Annotated in this window: 28 protein-coding genes and 1 tRNA gene; 12 read left to right on the top strand and 17 right to left on the bottom strand. The window is 67.4% G+C overall.

All coding sequences use genetic code 11. From position 1 onward, the window contains the following. Window positions 1-106: 106 nt before the first annotated feature. Genes Q8K84_RS05590 through Q8K84_RS05575 form a run of 4 tightly spaced genes read left to right on the top strand, consistent with a single transcriptional unit; the run spans window position 107 to window position 1,540 of the window. Window positions 107-472: a hypothetical protein gene (locus Q8K84_RS05590; protein WP_305281600.1), complete on the top strand. Its 366-nt coding sequence runs from the start codon at window positions 107-109 to the stop codon at window positions 470-472. Further along, window positions 469-783 (top strand): hypothetical protein, encoded by a 315-nt coding sequence (locus Q8K84_RS05585; protein ID WP_305281599.1) that lies wholly within the window; start codon window positions 469-471, stop codon window positions 781-783. The genes Q8K84_RS05590 and Q8K84_RS05585 overlap by 4 nt, the downstream gene beginning before the upstream one ends. Further along, window positions 780-1,205 (top strand): D-Ala-D-Ala carboxypeptidase family metallohydrolase, encoded by a 426-nt coding sequence (locus tag Q8K84_RS05580; RefSeq protein WP_305281597.1) that lies wholly within the window; start codon window positions 780-782, stop codon window positions 1,203-1,205. The genes Q8K84_RS05585 and Q8K84_RS05580 overlap by 4 nt, the downstream gene beginning before the upstream one ends. Beyond that, window positions 1,202-1,540 carry a hypothetical protein gene (locus Q8K84_RS05575; protein WP_305281596.1) on the top strand — a complete coding sequence of 113 codons (339 nt, stop codon included), beginning with the start codon at window positions 1,202-1,204 and terminating at the stop codon, window positions 1,538-1,540. Before Q8K84_RS05580 ends, Q8K84_RS05575 begins: the two co-directional genes overlap by 4 nt. 414 nt (window positions 1,541-1,954) lie before the next feature. Here Q8K84_RS05575 and Q8K84_RS05570 read toward each other — a convergent pair whose 3' ends face one another. The 4 genes from Q8K84_RS05570 to Q8K84_RS05555 all read right to left on the bottom strand — a co-directional run bounded on the left by Q8K84_RS05570 (window position 1,955) and on the right by Q8K84_RS05555 (window position 3,231). Then, window positions 1,955-2,275, bottom strand: coding sequence for a hypothetical protein (locus Q8K84_RS05570; protein ID WP_305281595.1), 321 nt, complete (start codon window positions 2,273-2,275; stop codon window positions 1,955-1,957). A gap of 1 nt (window position 2,276) precedes the next feature. After that, window positions 2,277-2,471, bottom strand: a complete 195-nt coding sequence (locus Q8K84_RS05565; protein WP_305281593.1) for a hypothetical protein — start codon at window positions 2,469-2,471, stop codon at window positions 2,277-2,279. A gap of 221 nt (window positions 2,472-2,692) precedes the next feature. Then, window positions 2,693-2,974, bottom strand: a complete 282-nt coding sequence (locus tag Q8K84_RS05560; protein ID WP_305281592.1) for a hypothetical protein — start codon at window positions 2,972-2,974, stop codon at window positions 2,693-2,695. Beyond that, the gene (locus tag Q8K84_RS05555; RefSeq protein WP_305281590.1) at window positions 2,971-3,231 is read right to left on the bottom strand and encodes a hypothetical protein; all 261 of its coding nucleotides are present in this window, start codon (window positions 3,229-3,231) and stop codon (window positions 2,971-2,973) included. The genes Q8K84_RS05560 and Q8K84_RS05555 overlap by 4 nt, the downstream gene beginning before the upstream one ends. Window positions 3,232-4,181: 950 nt before the next feature. Between Q8K84_RS05555 and Q8K84_RS05550 the strand changes: the two genes are divergently transcribed. The 4 genes from Q8K84_RS05550 to Q8K84_RS05535 all read left to right on the top strand — a co-directional run bounded on the left by Q8K84_RS05550 (window position 4,182) and on the right by Q8K84_RS05535 (window position 6,492). Continuing rightward, window positions 4,182-5,072 (top strand): MotA/TolQ/ExbB proton channel family protein, encoded by an 891-nt coding sequence (locus Q8K84_RS05550; protein WP_305281589.1) that lies wholly within the window; start codon window positions 4,182-4,184, stop codon window positions 5,070-5,072. 5 nt (window positions 5,073-5,077) lie between these two features. Beyond that, entirely contained in the window at window positions 5,078-5,509 is a 432-nt protein-coding gene (locus Q8K84_RS05545) for a biopolymer transporter ExbD (RefSeq protein ID WP_305281588.1), read from the top strand. Window positions 5,510-5,521: 12 nt separating this feature from the next. After that, entirely contained in the window at window positions 5,522-6,226 is a 705-nt protein-coding gene (locus Q8K84_RS05540; RefSeq protein ID WP_305281587.1) for an energy transducer TonB, read from the top strand. Between the two features lie 189 nt (window positions 6,227-6,415). Continuing rightward, window positions 6,416-6,492, top strand: a tRNA-His gene (locus tag Q8K84_RS05535). Between the two features lie 20 nt (window positions 6,493-6,512). Here the strand turns inward: Q8K84_RS05535 and Q8K84_RS05530 are convergent. Genes Q8K84_RS05530 through Q8K84_RS05475 form a run of 12 tightly spaced genes read right to left on the bottom strand, consistent with a single transcriptional unit; the run spans window position 6,513 to window position 13,551 of the window. Beyond that, on the bottom strand, window positions 6,513-7,649 hold the full coding sequence (locus tag Q8K84_RS05530; protein WP_305281586.1) for a hypothetical protein: 1,137 nt from the start codon (window positions 7,647-7,649) through the stop codon (window positions 6,513-6,515). Window positions 7,650-7,675: 26 nt separating this feature from the next. Then, a complete protein-coding gene (locus tag Q8K84_RS05525; RefSeq protein WP_305281585.1) occupies window positions 7,676-7,999 on the bottom strand; it encodes a hypothetical protein in 324 nt (107 codons plus the stop codon). Then, entirely contained in the window at window positions 7,996-8,286 is a 291-nt protein-coding gene (locus Q8K84_RS05520; protein WP_305281584.1) for a hypothetical protein, read from the bottom strand. The genes Q8K84_RS05525 and Q8K84_RS05520 overlap by 4 nt, the downstream gene beginning before the upstream one ends. Then, window positions 8,283-8,483, bottom strand: a complete 201-nt coding sequence (locus Q8K84_RS05515; RefSeq protein WP_305281583.1) for a hypothetical protein — start codon at window positions 8,481-8,483, stop codon at window positions 8,283-8,285. The genes Q8K84_RS05520 and Q8K84_RS05515 overlap by 4 nt, the downstream gene beginning before the upstream one ends. Window positions 8,484-8,488: 5 nt before the next feature. Beyond that, window positions 8,489-9,310 carry a hypothetical protein gene (locus tag Q8K84_RS05510; RefSeq protein ID WP_305281582.1) on the bottom strand — a complete coding sequence of 274 codons (822 nt, stop codon included), beginning with the start codon at window positions 9,308-9,310 and terminating at the stop codon, window positions 8,489-8,491. 2 nt (window positions 9,311-9,312) lie between these two features. Continuing rightward, on the bottom strand, window positions 9,313-9,672 hold the full coding sequence (locus tag Q8K84_RS05505) for a hypothetical protein (RefSeq protein ID WP_305281581.1): 360 nt from the start codon (window positions 9,670-9,672) through the stop codon (window positions 9,313-9,315). Beyond that, window positions 9,669-10,004 carry a hypothetical protein gene (locus Q8K84_RS05500; protein ID WP_305281580.1) on the bottom strand — a complete coding sequence of 112 codons (336 nt, stop codon included), beginning with the start codon at window positions 10,002-10,004 and terminating at the stop codon, window positions 9,669-9,671. The genes Q8K84_RS05505 and Q8K84_RS05500 overlap by 4 nt, the downstream gene beginning before the upstream one ends. Window positions 10,005-10,007: 3 nt before the next feature. Beyond that, entirely contained in the window at window positions 10,008-12,023 is a 2,016-nt protein-coding gene (locus Q8K84_RS05495) for a ParB/RepB/Spo0J family partition protein (RefSeq protein WP_305281579.1), read from the bottom strand. A gap of 3 nt (window positions 12,024-12,026) precedes the next feature. Further along, complete coding sequence (locus tag Q8K84_RS05490) at window positions 12,027-12,614, bottom strand: 3'-5' exonuclease (protein WP_305281577.1); 588 nt, start codon at window positions 12,612-12,614, stop codon at window positions 12,027-12,029. A 3-nt stretch (window positions 12,615-12,617) separates the two neighbouring features. After that, window positions 12,618-12,773, bottom strand: a complete 156-nt coding sequence (locus Q8K84_RS05485) for a hypothetical protein (protein WP_305281576.1) — start codon at window positions 12,771-12,773, stop codon at window positions 12,618-12,620. Continuing rightward, the gene (locus Q8K84_RS05480) at window positions 12,770-13,156 is read right to left on the bottom strand and encodes a hypothetical protein (RefSeq protein ID WP_305281574.1); all 387 of its coding nucleotides are present in this window, start codon (window positions 13,154-13,156) and stop codon (window positions 12,770-12,772) included. Before Q8K84_RS05480 ends, Q8K84_RS05485 begins: the two co-directional genes overlap by 4 nt. A gap of 2 nt (window positions 13,157-13,158) precedes the next feature. Further along, window positions 13,159-13,551 carry a hypothetical protein gene (locus Q8K84_RS05475; RefSeq protein ID WP_305281572.1) on the bottom strand — a complete coding sequence of 131 codons (393 nt, stop codon included), beginning with the start codon at window positions 13,549-13,551 and terminating at the stop codon, window positions 13,159-13,161. A gap of 524 nt (window positions 13,552-14,075) precedes the next feature. Between Q8K84_RS05475 and Q8K84_RS05470 the strand changes: the two genes are divergently transcribed. Beyond that, window positions 14,076-14,465 (top strand): HIRAN domain-containing protein, encoded by a 390-nt coding sequence (locus tag Q8K84_RS05470; RefSeq protein WP_305281570.1) that lies wholly within the window; start codon window positions 14,076-14,078, stop codon window positions 14,463-14,465. On the opposite strand, the gene Q8K84_RS05465 is transcribed toward Q8K84_RS05470, so the two are convergent. After that, window positions 14,462-15,064 (bottom strand): S24 family peptidase, encoded by a 603-nt coding sequence (locus tag Q8K84_RS05465; protein ID WP_305281569.1) that lies wholly within the window; start codon window positions 15,062-15,064, stop codon window positions 14,462-14,464. The two genes, Q8K84_RS05470 and Q8K84_RS05465, sit on opposite strands and share 4 nt — an antisense overlap. A gap of 100 nt (window positions 15,065-15,164) precedes the next feature. Here Q8K84_RS05465 and Q8K84_RS05460 point away from each other — a divergent pair, with 100 nt between their 5' ends. The 3 genes from Q8K84_RS05460 to Q8K84_RS05450 form a co-directional block, all read left to right on the top strand. Continuing rightward, window positions 15,165-15,425 carry a hypothetical protein gene (locus Q8K84_RS05460; RefSeq protein WP_305281568.1) on the top strand — a complete coding sequence of 87 codons (261 nt, stop codon included), beginning with the start codon at window positions 15,165-15,167 and terminating at the stop codon, window positions 15,423-15,425. Continuing rightward, window positions 15,422-15,844 (top strand): hypothetical protein, encoded by a 423-nt coding sequence (locus Q8K84_RS05455; RefSeq protein ID WP_305281567.1) that lies wholly within the window; start codon window positions 15,422-15,424, stop codon window positions 15,842-15,844. The genes Q8K84_RS05460 and Q8K84_RS05455 overlap by 4 nt, the downstream gene beginning before the upstream one ends. After that, window positions 15,841-16,047 (top strand): hypothetical protein (locus tag Q8K84_RS05450; RefSeq protein ID WP_305281566.1); only part of this gene is annotated, 207 nt, incomplete at its 3' end. The genes Q8K84_RS05455 and Q8K84_RS05450, both read left to right, overlap by 4 nt.

Here is a 16,047-nt window from a genome sequence, read left to right as displayed (position 1 = left end):
TCTGACCAGCCGCATGACTGGCCAGCCTGATCAGGCTCCTCAACGAACACCCATCCCGACACCTTGGCAATAGAAAGGGGCTCCGCATGGCCCGACGTGTGCCCGCATGAGCGATCAGGCTCCCGGACCCAACCTCATGGCGTTCCTGAAGGGCGCGCTTCCGTACCTGCCGGGGCTGGCAGGCGCGGCGCTCTCCATGGCGTTCGGTGAGCGGCTTGGCGTGAGGGGCAAGGCCCTGTCGCTGATCGTCGGCGTGGCCACGGCGCTGTTCGTGGCGCCCGGCTTCGCAGCCATGATTAGCCTGGTCTGGCCGGGTGGCGCAATCCCGCAAGAGGTTCTGTCGCTGATCGGCTTCTCGTCTGGCCTGTTCGGCATGACGATTTGCGCTGGCCTGATCGAGTGGGTTCCGAAATGGATGGCCAAGCTGAAGGTCAAGCTCGGTCCCTTGGAAATCGAGGGGGGCGGGGAATGAGTGTCGTCATCTTCGCCCTCTGCGCCCTGGCAGCCGGCTCCTACATCGCGGTCGTCGGCGCGTTGCTGATCGGATGGGGCGGGGCGTTCTCCCAAGTCCAGCGCATCGGCCTCGCGGCGTCGGCCTCTGGCGTGGTCTGGGCGGGCGTTCCGCGCCTGATGGGCCAACCCCCCGGAATTGGCGACCTGATGTTCCTGGTGGGCCTCCTGACCTTCCTGGGGCGCACCTACGGCCCCGCGATCCTCAAGAGCCTGGACGCCATAGACGGCAAGCCGGATGGCCATTTCGACTTCTGGAGACATCGCCCGTGAAGCTGTCTGCCAACTTCCACCTTGACGAGTTCGTCACCAGCCAGACCGCCGCCCGACGAGGCATCGACAATACGCCCCCGGCTCCGGTCCTGATCCGGCTCAAGAACACCGCCAAGGGCCTTGAGAAGGTCCGCGCGGTCCTCGGCAAGCCCATCCTCATTTCGTCCGGCTACCGCTCGCCCGCGCTGAACAAGGCGGTCGGCGGATCGGCCACGTCTGACCACATGAATGGGGACGCGGCGGACTTCATCTCGCCGGGCTTCGGAACCCCCATCGCCATCTGTCGGGCCATTGTCGCGGCCGGAATCAAGTTCGACCAGCTCATCGAAGAGGGGACGTGGGTTCACATCAGCTTCGGCCCCAGGATGCGCGGTCAGATCCTGACCATGCGCAACGGCAAGTACACGGCGGGCCTGCGATGATCCCCCTGAAGTACTGGACCTACGGCGCAGTCCCGATCGCCCTGGCTGGCGTGGTTCTCTGGCTGTCCTGGACGGCCAACAGCCGAGAGCGGGCCATCCTGAGAGCCGAGGTCGCGGAGGATCAATCCGACCTCAACGCCGGCGCGACCCAGACCGTCGAACACGTCCTGAGAACAGAGACGTTTGTCCGCACTCAAGCCGAAGAGGCTAGCCATGCCATCGCTATCGCGCCGGGCGCCGATGCGCCTGTTCCTGACGAGCTTCTGTCTAGCTGGAGGGCTGGCATTGACGGGGTGCGCCAAGCCCCCGCCGCCGGTTCTGATCCCGGTCGCTGAGACCCTTCGCGAACCCTGCGTAGGACCGCCCGTGGAGCCCGTACAGACCATCGGGGACCTTGCGGTGTTCTCGGTACGTCAGGAAGCGGTGATTGCCGTCTGTGACGCCCGTCGGGCAGGGGCGGTTGCCCTGATCGACCAGCGTAACGCCCAGGTCACGCCGACGCCGTGGTGGCGGTTCGGCAGGTAGCTCAACCCACCAGAGGAGGCCCCCATGGCCCAAACGACCGAACGCCTGACCCGCGAGCGTGATCCCCGGTCTAGCCTCTGGCGCTGTCGTCCCTTCGATCCGGGGTAGACATGTTAACCCCAGGCCGATTTCCGAACATATCGCCCTGGACGTGTTAACCGCGTAGAGCCCAACGGCTCCGCCATAACGCCGGCAATCGCCGAACAGACTAGGCCCGTCATCCTTTAGGGGGTGGCGGGCTTTTTGCGTTGATAGCGCGCAACGGCCTCCTCAAGGACTTGGCGAGACAGGCGCGCTCGGTCGGTCGAGGCGCCGGTGTCGGCTAAGATGGGCGCTGCAATGAGATCGAGGCCGCAGTTCAGTAGGTCGCATACCATCTCATCAACCGCCTCCCGCGATGCATCCCCCTCTTGGATGAACGAGAACGTCACCGTCACAATGCGTCCGTCTGGGATCATGGCGCCGGGGTCTGGCGCGGAGACTCGTTCGGCCCAAACGCTCGGCTCGATGCGGTGGCCATGCTCGGTCTTGACGATGCGCCCCATCCTACCCTCCCTTTCCAGAGATAGCGTCGAGACCGGCTAAGGTGCGGTCGATCAGATATCGCAGGTCGTGCAGATCTTCGACCTGGAGGTGGCTCAACACGACCTCGCCCTGGTGGCTTCGATGCTTGACGAATAGCCAGACCGGAGAACCGTCCGTCCAGGCCTCAATCGTGAGATTTCCCGCCGTCCGCTCCATTCACCCTTCTCCCTCTAGCAGAGCGCGACCGGCGGGGGTGATCCAATGCGCGTTGCCTTCTAGCGTTCGCGTTGCAGCCCTCGCCGCCCGACGCCAGTTCCCCCGCTGAAAGCCGGATAGGCCCTCCCAGACAGGCGAGGCGATCACGTTTGGCTGCACTGGGTCATCCGCGTGAAAGGCGGCGCACATGGTCTGGGCGAGGAGGTCGATGTGTTCGTCCCTCATGTCACCCTCGGAGCGTTGCAGGCGGCGGCGCAATACTCGCACTCGTCCCCGTTGGGCTCGCGCCCACTGTCTTTGCAAATGGGGCATTTCGGTTGCGGGTCGATACTGTCGAGGTAGGCGTTCGCCATCTCGCACAGCCCCTGCATATCGGTGGGCCGATAGATGATGCTAATCAGGGCGAGGATGCGCGGATCGCCGCCGCTCGGATCATCCATGACGATGCAGGGGTGCGGTGTGTTCTCGAAGCCGCTGGGGAGGAAGTCAAACCGGGGCTTCACGGCTTTACCTTCAGAGCGTCGAGCGCGTGCCACGGATAGTCCGGGTCTTCAGCGCCGCAGTGGATGCAATGGGGGGGACGCTCGCCGGGCTCCTCGTTGGGCTCATAGGCGAACTCGTGACCCAGCGCCTGGCATTCGCGGCCAATGTGGGTTTCCACCGCCCTTGGTTGTCTCCCCAGCGTGGCGCGGCCTTGGCGCTCATAACCAGCAGCGCCAGGGTCGTAGCCGGTCCCTTGATCTTCGTAACTACCGCTCATGGTGATTGGTCCTCTCTAGGCGTTTTCCAAATCCGCCGGGACGCCTTGCGACTCAACGGGTCGTTTTCCTTTCCCGCGCGGGCCGGGCATTGATTCTACTGGCGAAACGCGCCGCTTGAAAATCCGCGTGTCGGTGGTTCGAATCCGCCCCCAGGCACCACTTCTCATTCTCTCCCCGAGCGCGCCCTTCGGTTCCTTGTGCACAGGGTTTGTCCGTTGGTTCGCCAAGGGCTGGCGGCTGCGCACTGCGGCGGACTGACGTCTCAGCGTGGTGAGGCGCTTGAAAGGGCCATCAAGGGGTGGGTCAGCCATAGCCTCAGGCTAAGGCCGCCCGAGCATGCAGAGGTCAGCGCGACTTTGATGTGACAGGGCGGAAGCGAACGCCGCGCCAGACGGGGCCTCGCCTTGACTTCGAACCGCCCCGCGCTCATTTGCCGCTCTAACGGTTTGAGCCTGCGCAAAAGCTGAGCGGCGGGCCCCCGATTCTCGCCAGATTTCTGTCTTCTTGGCCAACCGGCGTTCGACACAACATGTTGCGATGCAGCAATATCTTTCCCGGTGGCGGCGAGTTTCTCCAATTATTGCATAGAATTCATATTGTGCATCGCAGCGATACCCCAATTTCTGTTTAACTTATCGGTGGTTAGCCGCGCCCTGCGGCACTTGACGCTCCGTTTGGGGGTTGCCAAAGGTCCCTCGCCGCACGTCTAACTTTGCGGTGAGGGTCCGCAGTCCGCTCCTGGGCTGCGGTCTCGCCTTGCCCAATCGCAACGTCCCGCTTCACATGATTGTGGAAGTTGGAGGTTACGGGTCGGGAGCAGCGATAGCGGTTTCGGCTTCGGGCGCAGCGAAAGCGAGTTCGGAGCCAGACTTATTCAACTAGGGTAGGAGACGCTCTCGCGCGACGACCCTCGGTCCAAACGTGCTAGACCATTAGGAACTGGCGACAGATGCTCGACAAAAAACGGAACACCCCCCTCATCGCTCTCATTGGCGCGGCTGCGCTAATGATGGGCGCCCCGGCGTTCGCGCAGGACGCAGCTCCAACTGATCCTGCCGCCGCCGAGGCCCCGGCCGATCCGGCCGCCGCCGCCCCCGCCGAGCCCGCGCCTGCGGCTCCTGCGGAAGAAGTGTCCACCGATGTTGGTGGTCATGGCGAACTGACCATCATGACGATGTTCCTGGACGCTCAGCCGGTCGGTAAGGCCGTTCTGATCGGTCTGGCGCTTGCGTCGATCTTCTCCTGGACCCTGCTGCTGACCAAACTCTTCGAGTTCGGCGGCCTGGAACGTCAAACCAACCGCTTCCTGGAAGCCTTCCGGGGCGCCAAGAACACCAGCGACATTGGCCGCATCGCCATGTCGGATGAGTTCGAAGGCAATCCGCTGGCCGACATGGCCGCGGCCGCCGTGCAAGAAATTGAGGTTTCGCGTCAAGCGGGCCTGAGTATCTCTGGCGAACACCGTGAGACCACCATCGCCCGCGCTATTGCGGCCGTGGGCGGCGTCCAGGCCTCTCTGGCCAAGCGCCTCTCCGGCGGCATGCAGTTCCTGGCCTCGGTCGGCTCCAACGGTCCGTTCATCGGTCTGTTCGGCACCGTGTACGGGATCATGTATTCGTTCATCGGCATTGCGAACACCAACACGACCAACCTGGCCGTCGTGGCGCCCGGCATCGCCGAAGCCCTGCTGGCCACCGGCATGGGTCTCTTTGCCGCCATCCCGTCGGTTATCTTCTACAACTACTTCCAGACGCGTATCTCCGCCTACGGCGCGCGCTCGGAAGGCTTTGTCGCTGAACTTCTGAACGCGATCTCCCGGCAGCTCGACAAGGGGGCCTAAACCCAATGGCCGCTAAACTCTCAGGGTCTGGGGGTGGCAGGTACGAAACGGAGCAGAACAGCGAAATCAATGTGACGCCCTTCGTGGACGTTATGCTGGTTCTCCTGATCATCTTCATGGTGGCGGCGCCGCTGGCCAGTGTGACGGTCCAGGTAGCGCTTCCGCCAGCCGTCTCCGAGCCATCTGCAAACCCGCCTAAACCGGTCTACATTTCGATCCAGTCGAACGGGTCCATCTATGTCGGTGACTTCCAGACCGACCTGGCGGGCCTGGGCGAAGACCTCCGGTCGAACATCGGGCAACGGAACCCGGAGCGTGAGCGGATCTTCATCCGCGCCGACAGAGACACCATGTACGGTGACTTCATGGGCGTGATGAACATGCTTCAGGACAATGGGTTCTACAGCGTGGCGCTCATCGGCGAAGAAGACAATTGAGGAGGGTGAGGCATGTCTGAAACCAGTGACACGACTCACATTCATCACAGTCCGTTCGATGCGCCGAAGCCGAAGCGTAATAATGGCGTAATTATCGCTGTCATTGTCTCGGTCGTGGTTCACGTCGCACTTGGTCTTTACCTCTATAAGACCAAGTTTGAACCGACGTACCGGGAGTACTCGGAGGACATCACGGAGGTGGCGCTGATCAAGCCCGCGCCGCCTCCGCCTCCGCCGCCGCCTCCGCCGCCGCCGTCGAACACGCCGCCGCCTCCGCCGCCGAAGCTTCAGCCTCGGCCGCCGGTTGCGCCGCCGGTCGGCATAACCTCGATCCCCCCTCTGCCGGTTCCGCCGGTGCAGGAGCGGATTGAAACGCCTAAGCCGCCTGCGCCGCCGCCGCCTGAGCCGCCGCGTCCGTCGGTGATCACCAATCCCGACTGGGCTCGTCTGCCCAGCGGTGAGGACGTGGCCCGCTACTATCCTGACCGCGCTCAGCGGATGGGTGCAGAGGGTCGGGTGGTGTTGAGCTGCTCGGTTACGGCCACGGGCACGCTGCAGAACTGTTCGGTGGTGGAAGAAAGCCCCGCCGACCAAGACTTCGGCGCTGCGGCCATGCGGATGACTCGACTGTTCCGGATGCGTCCGCGCACCGCCGACGGCTCCCCTGTTGAAGGCGGCACCGTTCGGATCCCGATCTCCTTCCGTCTTCCCCGCTAGGGACGACGCAGGACCAGGGAAATTGGCCCCGGGGACCCACGGTCTCCGGGGCCTTTTCTTTGCGCGAGGCGCAAGTTTCCGGGGATGGCCCACCCTGCGCCAGGCGCTCAATTTTGCGAGACACGCTGCGGCGCCGATGGCCCTTGATCCGGCCGTCACACGCCACTAGAACCCTATCCCTCGCGATACGCCGCCTTAGCTCAGTTGGTTAGAGCGCCAGATTGTGGCTCTGGAGGTCCTCGGTTCGAGCCCGAGAGGTGGTACCATCGCGCAAAGGCCTGACTTGTCAGGCCTTTTTTGCGTCTGGGGTGGCGGAACGTTCCGCGTCCGGGACGTCGGTTTTACAGCCGTTTTCCAGATCGTTTTTCACGTCGGCGTTCTTCGTGCGTTCGCGAAGGGCGGCGATCTTGGCGGTGGCGCCTTCCGACAGGCGGATTCGCTCGGCCTGGCGGCGATAGGTGGCGAAGCTGTGGGGGCTGCCGTGGCCCATGAGGGCCGCGCCCTCGGCGTCGGTGCAGCCGGCCAGGGCGGCCTCGACGCCGAAGGTGTGGCGCAGGCCGTGCATGTTGTAGCCGCCTGCGTCGATCTTGCCGGCCCTGTGCAGGCGGGCGACGAGCTTGCGCAGCTCCTGATAGAAGCCGCTCTCGGTATAGGCCAGGCCGTCCATGTTGTAGGCCAGGATCAGGCCCCGGCCCGGCGTGGCGTCCAGGACCTTGGTCAGGGCCGGGTCTTCGGCCAGGTCCACCGGCACCCGGCGCTTGCCTGACAGGAAGACGAACCGGCCGGCCTTGCGGGCGGCCTTGGTGAGTTTGACGACGTCGCCCAGGCGGGGGCCGGCATAGCGGGCGATGGCCACCCCGCGGGCCAGGCCGAATCTCCCCTCGGCGATGGCGGCCTTGGTGACCGTCTCGACCACGGCCTGGGGCCAGATGGCGTGGGGCTCGGCGAGATCCCGGGGTCTCCGGACCTGGGGGATCAGGGCGAAGGGGTCGCCGGTCCCCAGCTGGCCGCCGACAATGGCGGGCCACAGGGCGTTCTTCAGCACCTGCAGGCGGATATTGGCGGCCCGGTGCCCGCGCGGCGCCCAGGTGTTGCGCAGGTCCAGCAGATAGGCGGGCTTGAAGGCCGCGATGGGGACGGCGCCGAAGTCCTCCTCCAGCTCCTTGAGGATCAGGCGGTATTCGTACTTGGTGGAGGGGGCCAGGTCGGCGAAGTCGGCGGACTTCAGCTCATAGTGGCGCAGGGCCTGGCGCAGGGTGTCCGGCCCGCGATCGGGACCGGCGGCGGCCACCAGGGCGGCCACCTCGGCGGCCAGCTCGGCGGAGCCTTCGGGGGATTTCAGGCGAACCGACGGGCAGCCAGCCTTGCGGAAATAGAGGCGGACCACGCCATCCTTGCCGGGCACCCGCTGGACATGTTTCACCGCCGGCCTCGCTGCACCGTTCCGCCCTATGGCCGCTTCGCCCTCTGGGCGGCCCTCGCCAGGGCCTGCGCGGCCAGGTCGTCCACCTGGGGCGCAGGTGGCCCGTCATTGGCGGCGCAGCCCTCTGGCGCCAGTTGAGCGCCCCGGGCGGGCAGGTTGTCAATGAGGCGGTCCAGGTCGGCCTTGCGCCACAGGCGCACATTGAGGCCGGCGCAGTCCACCGGCGCCACCCCGTGCATCCGGGTCAGCAGGGCGAAGCTGCGGGGGCTGAGCTGCAGATAGTCACAGGCCAGCCTGCGGCCCATCAGGCCCGGCCAGTTGGGCAGGATCTGCGGGGCCGGGGCGGTCATGGGGTGGTGGTCGCGGGGTATAGGGAAGCCCAGGGAGGGCGGCGGCGGCGGCGATGCCAGTTCTCGCTGACCTCTTCCGCGCGCTCCACAGCATCACCGCCCGCCTCTTCGACTATCGAGCGCGCGGCGACCTCCAGCCGGGCGGCCAGGTGCACAGCTTGGCTTCGTGTCAGGCGGAAAGCCCTGTGCCCGTTCCCGTCAGTTACGACAAGACGGATGACCGGTTCGGTGTCGAACCAGATCAGGCCGTCGCCAATCGTGGTGAGGAACTGGTCCCGGTACATCATGATCCGGCCTCCGACTGTCCATACAGCGCCCGCACCGCCGCGCGCGCCCCGGCGCGGGTCGGGGCCATGCCCACGGCCCGGCCGGACGCCTCGCGGATGCGCCAGAAGGCCGTGCGGCGTCCGACGATGTACTGGCGGGTGAAGGGCGGCCGGGCGTCGCCGGCCGCCCGGGTGAGGGTGAAGCTTTCGTCCCGCATGGCTGTCAGGCCTGCGGGGCCGGGGCGCGGGCCAGGGCGGCGACCAGGCCGTCGCCGAGCAGCTTGATGTTCTCCGCCTTGCGCCGCGCCTTCAGATCCGCGCGGGTTTCGCCCTCAGCCCGCGGCGTCGGCTCGGCATCGGCATCGGCATAGGCATCGGCATCGGCATCGGCATAGGCATCGGCATCGGCATAGGCATAGGCATCGGCATCGGCATAGGCATAGGCATCGGCATCGGCATCGGCATCGGCATAGGCATCGGCATCGGCATAGGCATAAATGGGGCGCAGCGCCTCGCACCATGCGTCTCTCGGCGCTGCGCCCCCTTCCAAGTGTTTCCGGTGCAAGGCCCGCAGGGTCTCCACCTGGGCCAGCTTTGTGGCCAGGGTTTCGGGATCAAACTTCCGGCGCTGAAGCGAGCCGGCCCAGAACTCCAGAACGGCCGTGGCCTGCCAGTCATAGACCACGCTGAACGGGACCTGTCCCTTGAGGCGCGCCAGCTGTTCGTAGAGGGCCAGACCCCAGGCCTGGGCGTCGGCCGGCGCCATGCGGTCGAAGAAGCCGGGGACCATCCGCGCCAGCCAGCGGGGCATGATCTGGGCCGGGCAGTCGTTCGGGCCGTTGACCGCCCCGCCCAGCACCCCGAGCGCACAGGCGAGCTGGCGGCCATCCAGCTCCTGATGCCAGCTGTTCTGGATCAGCAGGCCGTTTTCGAGGGCGTACCGGTAGCGGTCATAGGCCTCGACGGCGTCGGCGACGAGGTCGGTGGGCAGGGTGACGGGGGCAGTCATGGCGGAGTCCTGGGCTGGGTTCTGTGGGTCAGTCATGATCAGCTCTCTTCCTGGCGCAGGGCGCGTTCGAGGGTCTGGCGGGGGAAGCCGCCGAGGTAGGCCCAGCCCAGCGTGGTGGTGCGCTCGCCGATGGGGTCGATCAGGCTGATGCGGACGCCGGGGACGGCGTCCTCGCGCAGGGCCAGGTGGGCGGACTGGTTGAATAGCTGGATGGCCTGGCCCTGGCGGCGGCGGTGGATGGCGCGGGCCAGCTCAGCCAGGGTCGCATAGGCGAAGGGCTTGGCCGGGGGCGGGGCTGTGACCAGGGCGAAGCGGACGTCGGCCGGCAGGCTCGGTCGGCAGGCGTGGGCGCGGGCCTCGATCGCCGTGGCGGGTGTGAGGCGGCGGGCGGGGATCATTGCATGTGCATCCAGAGGAGGGCGCCCACGGCGAAGGCCGTGAGCGGGATGAGGGCGCCGAGGGCGAGGTCGACCAGGGCGTTGGACTTGGCGGGCTTGGGCGGCGCGCCGGTCAGGAGAATCTCGCGGATCTCGGCCAGCAGTTCGTCGACGTCGGCCTGGGCGGGGTCGCCTTCGAAGCCGGCGATGAAGGCCTCGGCCTTCTCCAGGGCGCGGCGGAAGGCGTAGGCGCGACGGACCTCGGCCTTCCACATGTCGAGGAAGACGTCGGATTCGGGCGGGGTCAGGGGCTTGACGCTGGCCGCCGCGGCGGTGCGGGGGAAGGGCTCCATGGGTCACGCCTCCTCGGTTTCGAGGGCGTCGGCGTCTTCGTCGGCCGTCTCGGCCTGGCCCAGGCCGTCCTCGCGGATGCCCTGGGCGATGGCCATGGCGCCGACCTCTTCCCAGTCGTGGGCGGGGTCGCCGTATTCGATGGCCTCGGCGGCGAGGTAGGCGGCGAGGCCGCGCTCGGCCATCGCTTGCGCCTCGGTTTCGTCCAGGTCGTCGATGTCGTCGGCGAGGATGCCCGCGACCATCCAGACGAAGTCCTTGCGGGGGATGGCGTCGGGGTTCGCCTCCTCTTCGGGCGGCCGGTTGTAGGGCGTCTCGATATCCGGGCCGCTGTAGGGCGTCAGGCCCAGGGCGTAGTTCAGGGCGATGGCCTGTAGCCGGCGGCGGGCCTCAAAGGCGAAGGCAGACGCGCGGTGAACGACGCCGTTCCCATCGGCCATGAGCGGCAGGCGGTCCTCCTCGTTCCAGACGATCGCATAGGGGCCGGCCCCGTTGTGGCGGGCCATCAGGGCGGCGAAGGCCTGGGTGAAGTCGGCGTGGGTCAGGCCGGGGGCGGTGTCTTCGAAGGCGCGGACATCGGCCAGGAAGGCGCGGCCGGGCTCGCCATGGTCGGCTTCGACCTGGGCCTTGACGCGGTCGCGTTCGGCCTGGGCCGCCTCTTCGGCGGCCTTGCGCTGGCACTCGCGATGGAAAGCCTCGGCCGTCTGCGCCTGATGATCCCGGCTCCAGGCCTCGGCGGCTTCCTCCAGGGCAGGATCCGGGGTCGAGCAGAAGGGTTCGTTTAGCGCCCAGGTGAAGTACTCGCCGCGCTCGCCGCCCATCCTGCCGAGGGTGGCGGCGATGCGCAGGGCCTCGGCCTTGCCGTGCACCTGTTCGCCCAGGCGCAGCAGGACCTCGTCGCGCTTCCTGCCGATGAAGCCGGGCAGCTGGGCGTTCAGCTCGGTGGCGCTGTACTCATAGCCTGGCCGGACAAAGACCAGGGGCTGATCTTCGAAGCCGCGCTCGACTTTGATGGCCCCGCGGGCCTCCAGCCGGTGAAGGACGTCGCCCTCCTCCAGGGCGCGATGGCCGACTGGAACCCAGGTCGCGGGATACCAGCTCTCCAGCCGGACCCCGTGGCGTTCCCCGGCGGTGAAGATCTCGGCCATGGCCAGCAGTTCGTCGGCCGGCAGCTTGCGCTTCTCCGCCGCCTCCGTGGCCCGGTTGATCCGGGCGATCTCCTCGCGGGCGCGCTCCAGGGTCAGGGCGCCCGCGTTGATCTGTTCCTGGGTCTTGGGCGGCAGGGCCAGCAGCTGCAGGCGCTGCTGGACGAAGCGCTGGGTGAAGCCGATTTCCTTGGCGATCTCGGCGGTGCTAAGGCCTGCGACCTCCATCAGGTCCTTGAGCGCCTGGGCCTCGTCGATGGGGCGGAGATCCTTGCGCTGCAGGTTCTCGACGAGCGCGATGCGGCGGTGGGCGGCGTCGTCGATCTCGACGATCTTGCAGGGGATGGGCTGGTCCCAGCGGCCGGCGGCGATCAGCAGGCGCAGGGCGCGCCAGCGGCGTTCGCCGGCGACCAGGCGGTGGGCGGTGTCGCCCTCGGCGATGGGGCGGACGACCAGGTTCTCGAGCAGGCCGTCCTGGGCGATGGACTCCGCCAGCTCAGCCAGCTCGGTTTCGTCGAAGTGTTTGCGGGGATTCAGGCCGTCGGGGACGATCAGCTGGTGGGGGATCAGAGCAAAGCCCGCCGGCATGGCGCGTGTGGCCAGCTCTTCGGCCGCGGCGATGTCTGGCCGGTTATCGGCGCGGTCCAGGGCGGCGACGGCGTCGTTGCCAGCGGCGGTGAGACCGTTCCAGCTGGCTGGCTGATATATCAGCCCGGCTTGGTGAAGCGCGTTGAGCGACTTGCGCAGGTTGGACGGGTCGCGCCCCAGGTGGGCGGCGAGATCGTTGAGGGAGGTCCAGCCTTTGAAGTCCTCCGTGTTGAGGCGGAGGGCGCGGAGGACCTCGGCGTTCTGCAGGATGAGGGGCGTCAGGGCCATGGGTCAGGCTCCGGTCACGGTCGGCGCGGCGTCGGCCGGCGCGGTGGCTTTGGCGTCGATGCGGATGACGGAATAAGCGAGGCAAACGGCCTCGGCCTGGGCGCGGGCGTCATCCAGGGCGTTGTGGTGCGTGCCCTGAGAGCGATCCGGCTGGACGCCGGCAATCTCGAAGATCGTGCGAGTGCACCGCGCCTGGCTGTAGCGCCAGGGGGTCTTCTGGCCGCCCGCGCGGTAGGCGGCGTCGAGCAGGGGTTCGTCAAAGCCGCCCCCGTGGCCCCACAGGTGGGTTCCCCCGACGCGCCGCCAGTAGGCGGAAAAGCTCGCCAGGGCGGCGTCGAGGGGTTCGGCTGGGCCGGTCAGGGCGTGCCGGGCCAGCGGGCTCTGTTTCAGCCACCAGATGACCGTGTCGGCGTCCATGGTCAGGCCCGCCCGCACAGATGAGGCAAGGTCAATGACGCGATAGAAGGTCTCGCCCTCAAGGCTGCTGACGGGATCGAAAGCGACGGCGCCGATGGCGACGATGGCGGAGCCGGGGCTGGAGCCCATGGTCTCCAGGTCAAGCATGACGTGGGTGGGGTTAGGTGCGGCCATGGGTCAGGCTCCGGTGAAGTGTTTGAAGGCGGCGAGCGCGACGGCGCCGACGGCGACGGCGGCCAGCACGGTGGCGAGTTCGGCCAGGTCGGCGAAGGCGGGATGGATCAGGCGGCCCTTGGGGCGTCGGCGCCGATTTCCGAAAAAGGGTGGGCTCATGCGGCCCTGCCTTGCCGGCCGGGGTGCGGCGGGCGGGCCTGGGCCTCCACCAGGCGCCGGGCGGCGGCGGTGAGGCCTTTGCGGGCCTGGGGGGCGGTGAGGCCGTAGGCGACCAGGGCCAGGACCTGGGGTTCGTCGAAGCCGCGGGCCGGGCCGCGGATCTCGATGTCGTCGTGGTCGTCCGGGGGGCCTGCGCCCTCATGCACCGTAAGGCGGCCGGGGTGGACGCCGACGCGGGCGGCGATCTCGGCCATGGCGCGGTCCAGGGGCGCGGACCAGAGGACCAGCCAGCGGGCGCGGTCGTCCAGGGCCACCCCTTCGACGCCAGGGGCCATGGGGGTCAGAGCCAGAGAGCAGGAGACCTTGGCGTTCTGGGATTCCATGGTCAGGCCCCGAACAGGACGGCGGCGACGACCAGGCCCAGGGCGAAGGCGGCGCAGGACCAATCACGGACAGCGTGCGCGCGCAGGCGCTCCTGGTCGGCGATGAGGGCGCGGAGACGAACGGCGTTCGCCTCGCGCTCGGCCTTCAGGTCGCGGGAGAGGGAGAGGGCGGCGTTGCTGGCGGCCTGGGCTTGCGCCTGCAGCTCGGCGGCCCGGTCCTCCAGGGCGGTCAGGGCGGCGCGGATCTCCGGCAGCTCGGCGTCCATGACGGCCCGGCGCATGGCGGCGGGACTGTCAAAGCGCAGGGCCTTGCCGTCGTGGAAGACCAGCACGGCGTCGTCCGTGGGGCGGGCGAGGCGAAGCGGCGGGGCGGGGAAGGGCAGAACGACCGACATGGCTTAGCTCCGAGCCAGAGCCAAGATGGCGGTTGAAATGTCGTCAGCCCGGCCGGAAAGCGGGCAGTAGGGATCGTGCTCGCCGCCCACCCAGGCCTTGTCGACCAATTCGACGGCGGCCTCCATTAGGCCTTGAAATTCTTCGATCTCCTCAGCCGTCATCGCGGCGAGGCGTTGCTTAATCGACGTTGCGGGCCTCATCGAACCACATCCCGCCCCGCGCCGATCACACCCGTGGGGCCGATCGTCGTTTTCAACACAGACGCCGTTTCCATCGGAAGCTCTGCGGTCACTATGACCGGGAGGGTCGGCGCGGGGCGACCGCGAGTAGTGGACAATCCGTCCACAAGGTCAACAAGAAAGTTAGGGACACCTCCGCGACAATGACGACGAACAGTCGGATTGCGCTGTGCGTGACCTGGGGGTGAACCTTCCGCTTAAAGCGATGGGGGGTTGCAATGGGGCTGTTCGGGTGGCTCGCGAAAGCGTTTGGCGGCGCGCCGTCGCGGCCGAGGACTCCGGCGGTGAAGCCGCGTCGCATCGAGTGGCGCGAGGGGTCGTTCCCGATGGAGGTGGTCGGCGAGAGCCGCTACATCGACAACTTCCTGAAGATATCAGGCGGCTACAGCCGGGACGGCTATGACGTCGAGTGCGAGGCCGAACTCGTGCCCGAACCGGACAACGCCTATGACGCCAACGCCATTCAGGTGCGGATCGAGGGCCTGAAGGTTGGCTACCTGCCGAGCGAAGTCGCCGCCGGCTATGTGGAGCGTCTAGAGGCTGCTGGCTTCGCCGGGCAACCGATGCGCTGTCAGGCGCGGGTGCGTGGCGGCTGGCGCACCAACCAGCACGACCGTGGGGACTTCGGGGTGAAGCTGGGCGTGCCCGGTCGCGGAGCGCTTAAAATCGTCTAGAGCGGGAAGACCGCGTGAATGGCAAGCACGTCGCTGGCCTGGTAGCGCAGTTCCTGCCCTGGATTGTACTGCTGGGCGAAGACCACGCCGTCGCGCTCGCGCACATAGGTCTTCAAGACCGCCGTCCCGTCGCGAAACTCAATCACCGCATCCTGGTCTCGGCCGGGGGGCACGCCCTTCTGCACGAGCTTGCGCTCGCCCGGCCAGATGCGGGGCTCCATGCTGGAGCCGATGGCCTGGACGATGAAGAATTCCCCCTTGAGGCTCATGCCGCGCGGCAGGTCGATCCAGTCAAGGATCTGGCCGTCGTTAAAGGCGAATCGCTCTCCATCGCTGGCTGCGGCGAAGCCATAGAGCGGCACCCGCATGGGGTCGCCGGGGCGGGCCGGGGCCTGGGCTAGAGCCTCCACCGGGCGACCGGCCAGAAACTCCGAAATGATCTTGGCCTGATCGGCCTTGGGGAAGCCGCGCGGCTTGCGCAGCTCGCGGGCCAGCTGGCTGCGGTCCATGCGCAGGGCGGCGGCCAGGCGGGCGCGCGCGCCCCGTGGGGCGTGATTGAGTCGCTCGGCTACGGTCGGCCAGTCCAGAAGATCGTCCATGGGGAACGACTTTCTGTGACCGAACGCCACGGCGCTATTGACGAGATATCCCAAATCAGGCCAGCAAAAGGCGATCAAATGTTAGCGACGGATAGTCCCTATGGTACAAATCGTCTCTCCCGGCAACAGCGAGGCGGGTGTTTCACCCTCCAGGCGAGTGCGGGAAGTGGTCGGGGCGATGCGGCTGGCGCAGCTGTGTAACCGCACGACAGAGGCGGTTCGCAAGTGGGACCGGGCCAAGTCGAAGGGCGGCACCGGCGGTCTGATCCCGGCGGAATTCCAGGCGCGCATCCTGCGACTGGCGCAAGCCGAGGCCCTGCCGATCACCGCCAGCGACCTGATCGCGGACCCGATCGAATGAGCGGGCGCGTGATCATCAGCGGCGCGGCCAAGTGGCCCGTGGCCGCTGTCGCCCGGCTGCTGGGGCGGCCTGTGCCGGGGCGCGACAGCCCGATGGGCTTCGATGATGTGGTCTTCGAGCTTGTCGACGATGAGCTGACCGCGCTCGGGGTTCGCCGCGGCTTCACCACCCCAGCCACGGCGGGCTTCGACGAGTTCGCTGTGCTGGTGGAAATGGACATCTGGGCGCGAGCGCGCCCCTGGGCCAGCCCTTCGCCCTGCATGGTGCTGTCGGTGGCGGAAAATGTCCGCGCCTGGACGAGCTGCGACGTCGATAAGCTGGCCGAGTGCGGCCTGCGCGCGTTCATCGCGATCCCCGTCCACCGCGTGGCTGATCGGTTGATTTCGCTCGTCCGTGACCCCGACGAGGCGCGCCCATGAAACCCCGCCGCATCCCCACCCTGTCCCTGGGCGAACGCCGTTCGTGGTGGATGGAATTCGTCGGGCAGGCCTGCGTCTACGCCGCATCTCGCCGGGCGAACCCGGAGCAGCCGGCCGACCGGATGGAGCGGGCGATGTTCGCCCACGCGCTTTCGGTGGCTAAGGGCACGGGGCTTCCGTTGTCCTATGCGAGCGCCCAGGCC

The organism is Phenylobacterium sp. (assembly GCF_030679875.1).
Lineage (GTDB): Bacteria > Pseudomonadota > Alphaproteobacteria > Caulobacterales > Caulobacteraceae > Phenylobacterium.
The sequence above is the reverse complement of the archived record's forward strand: the minus strand, read 5'-3'. Positions and strand labels throughout refer to the sequence as shown.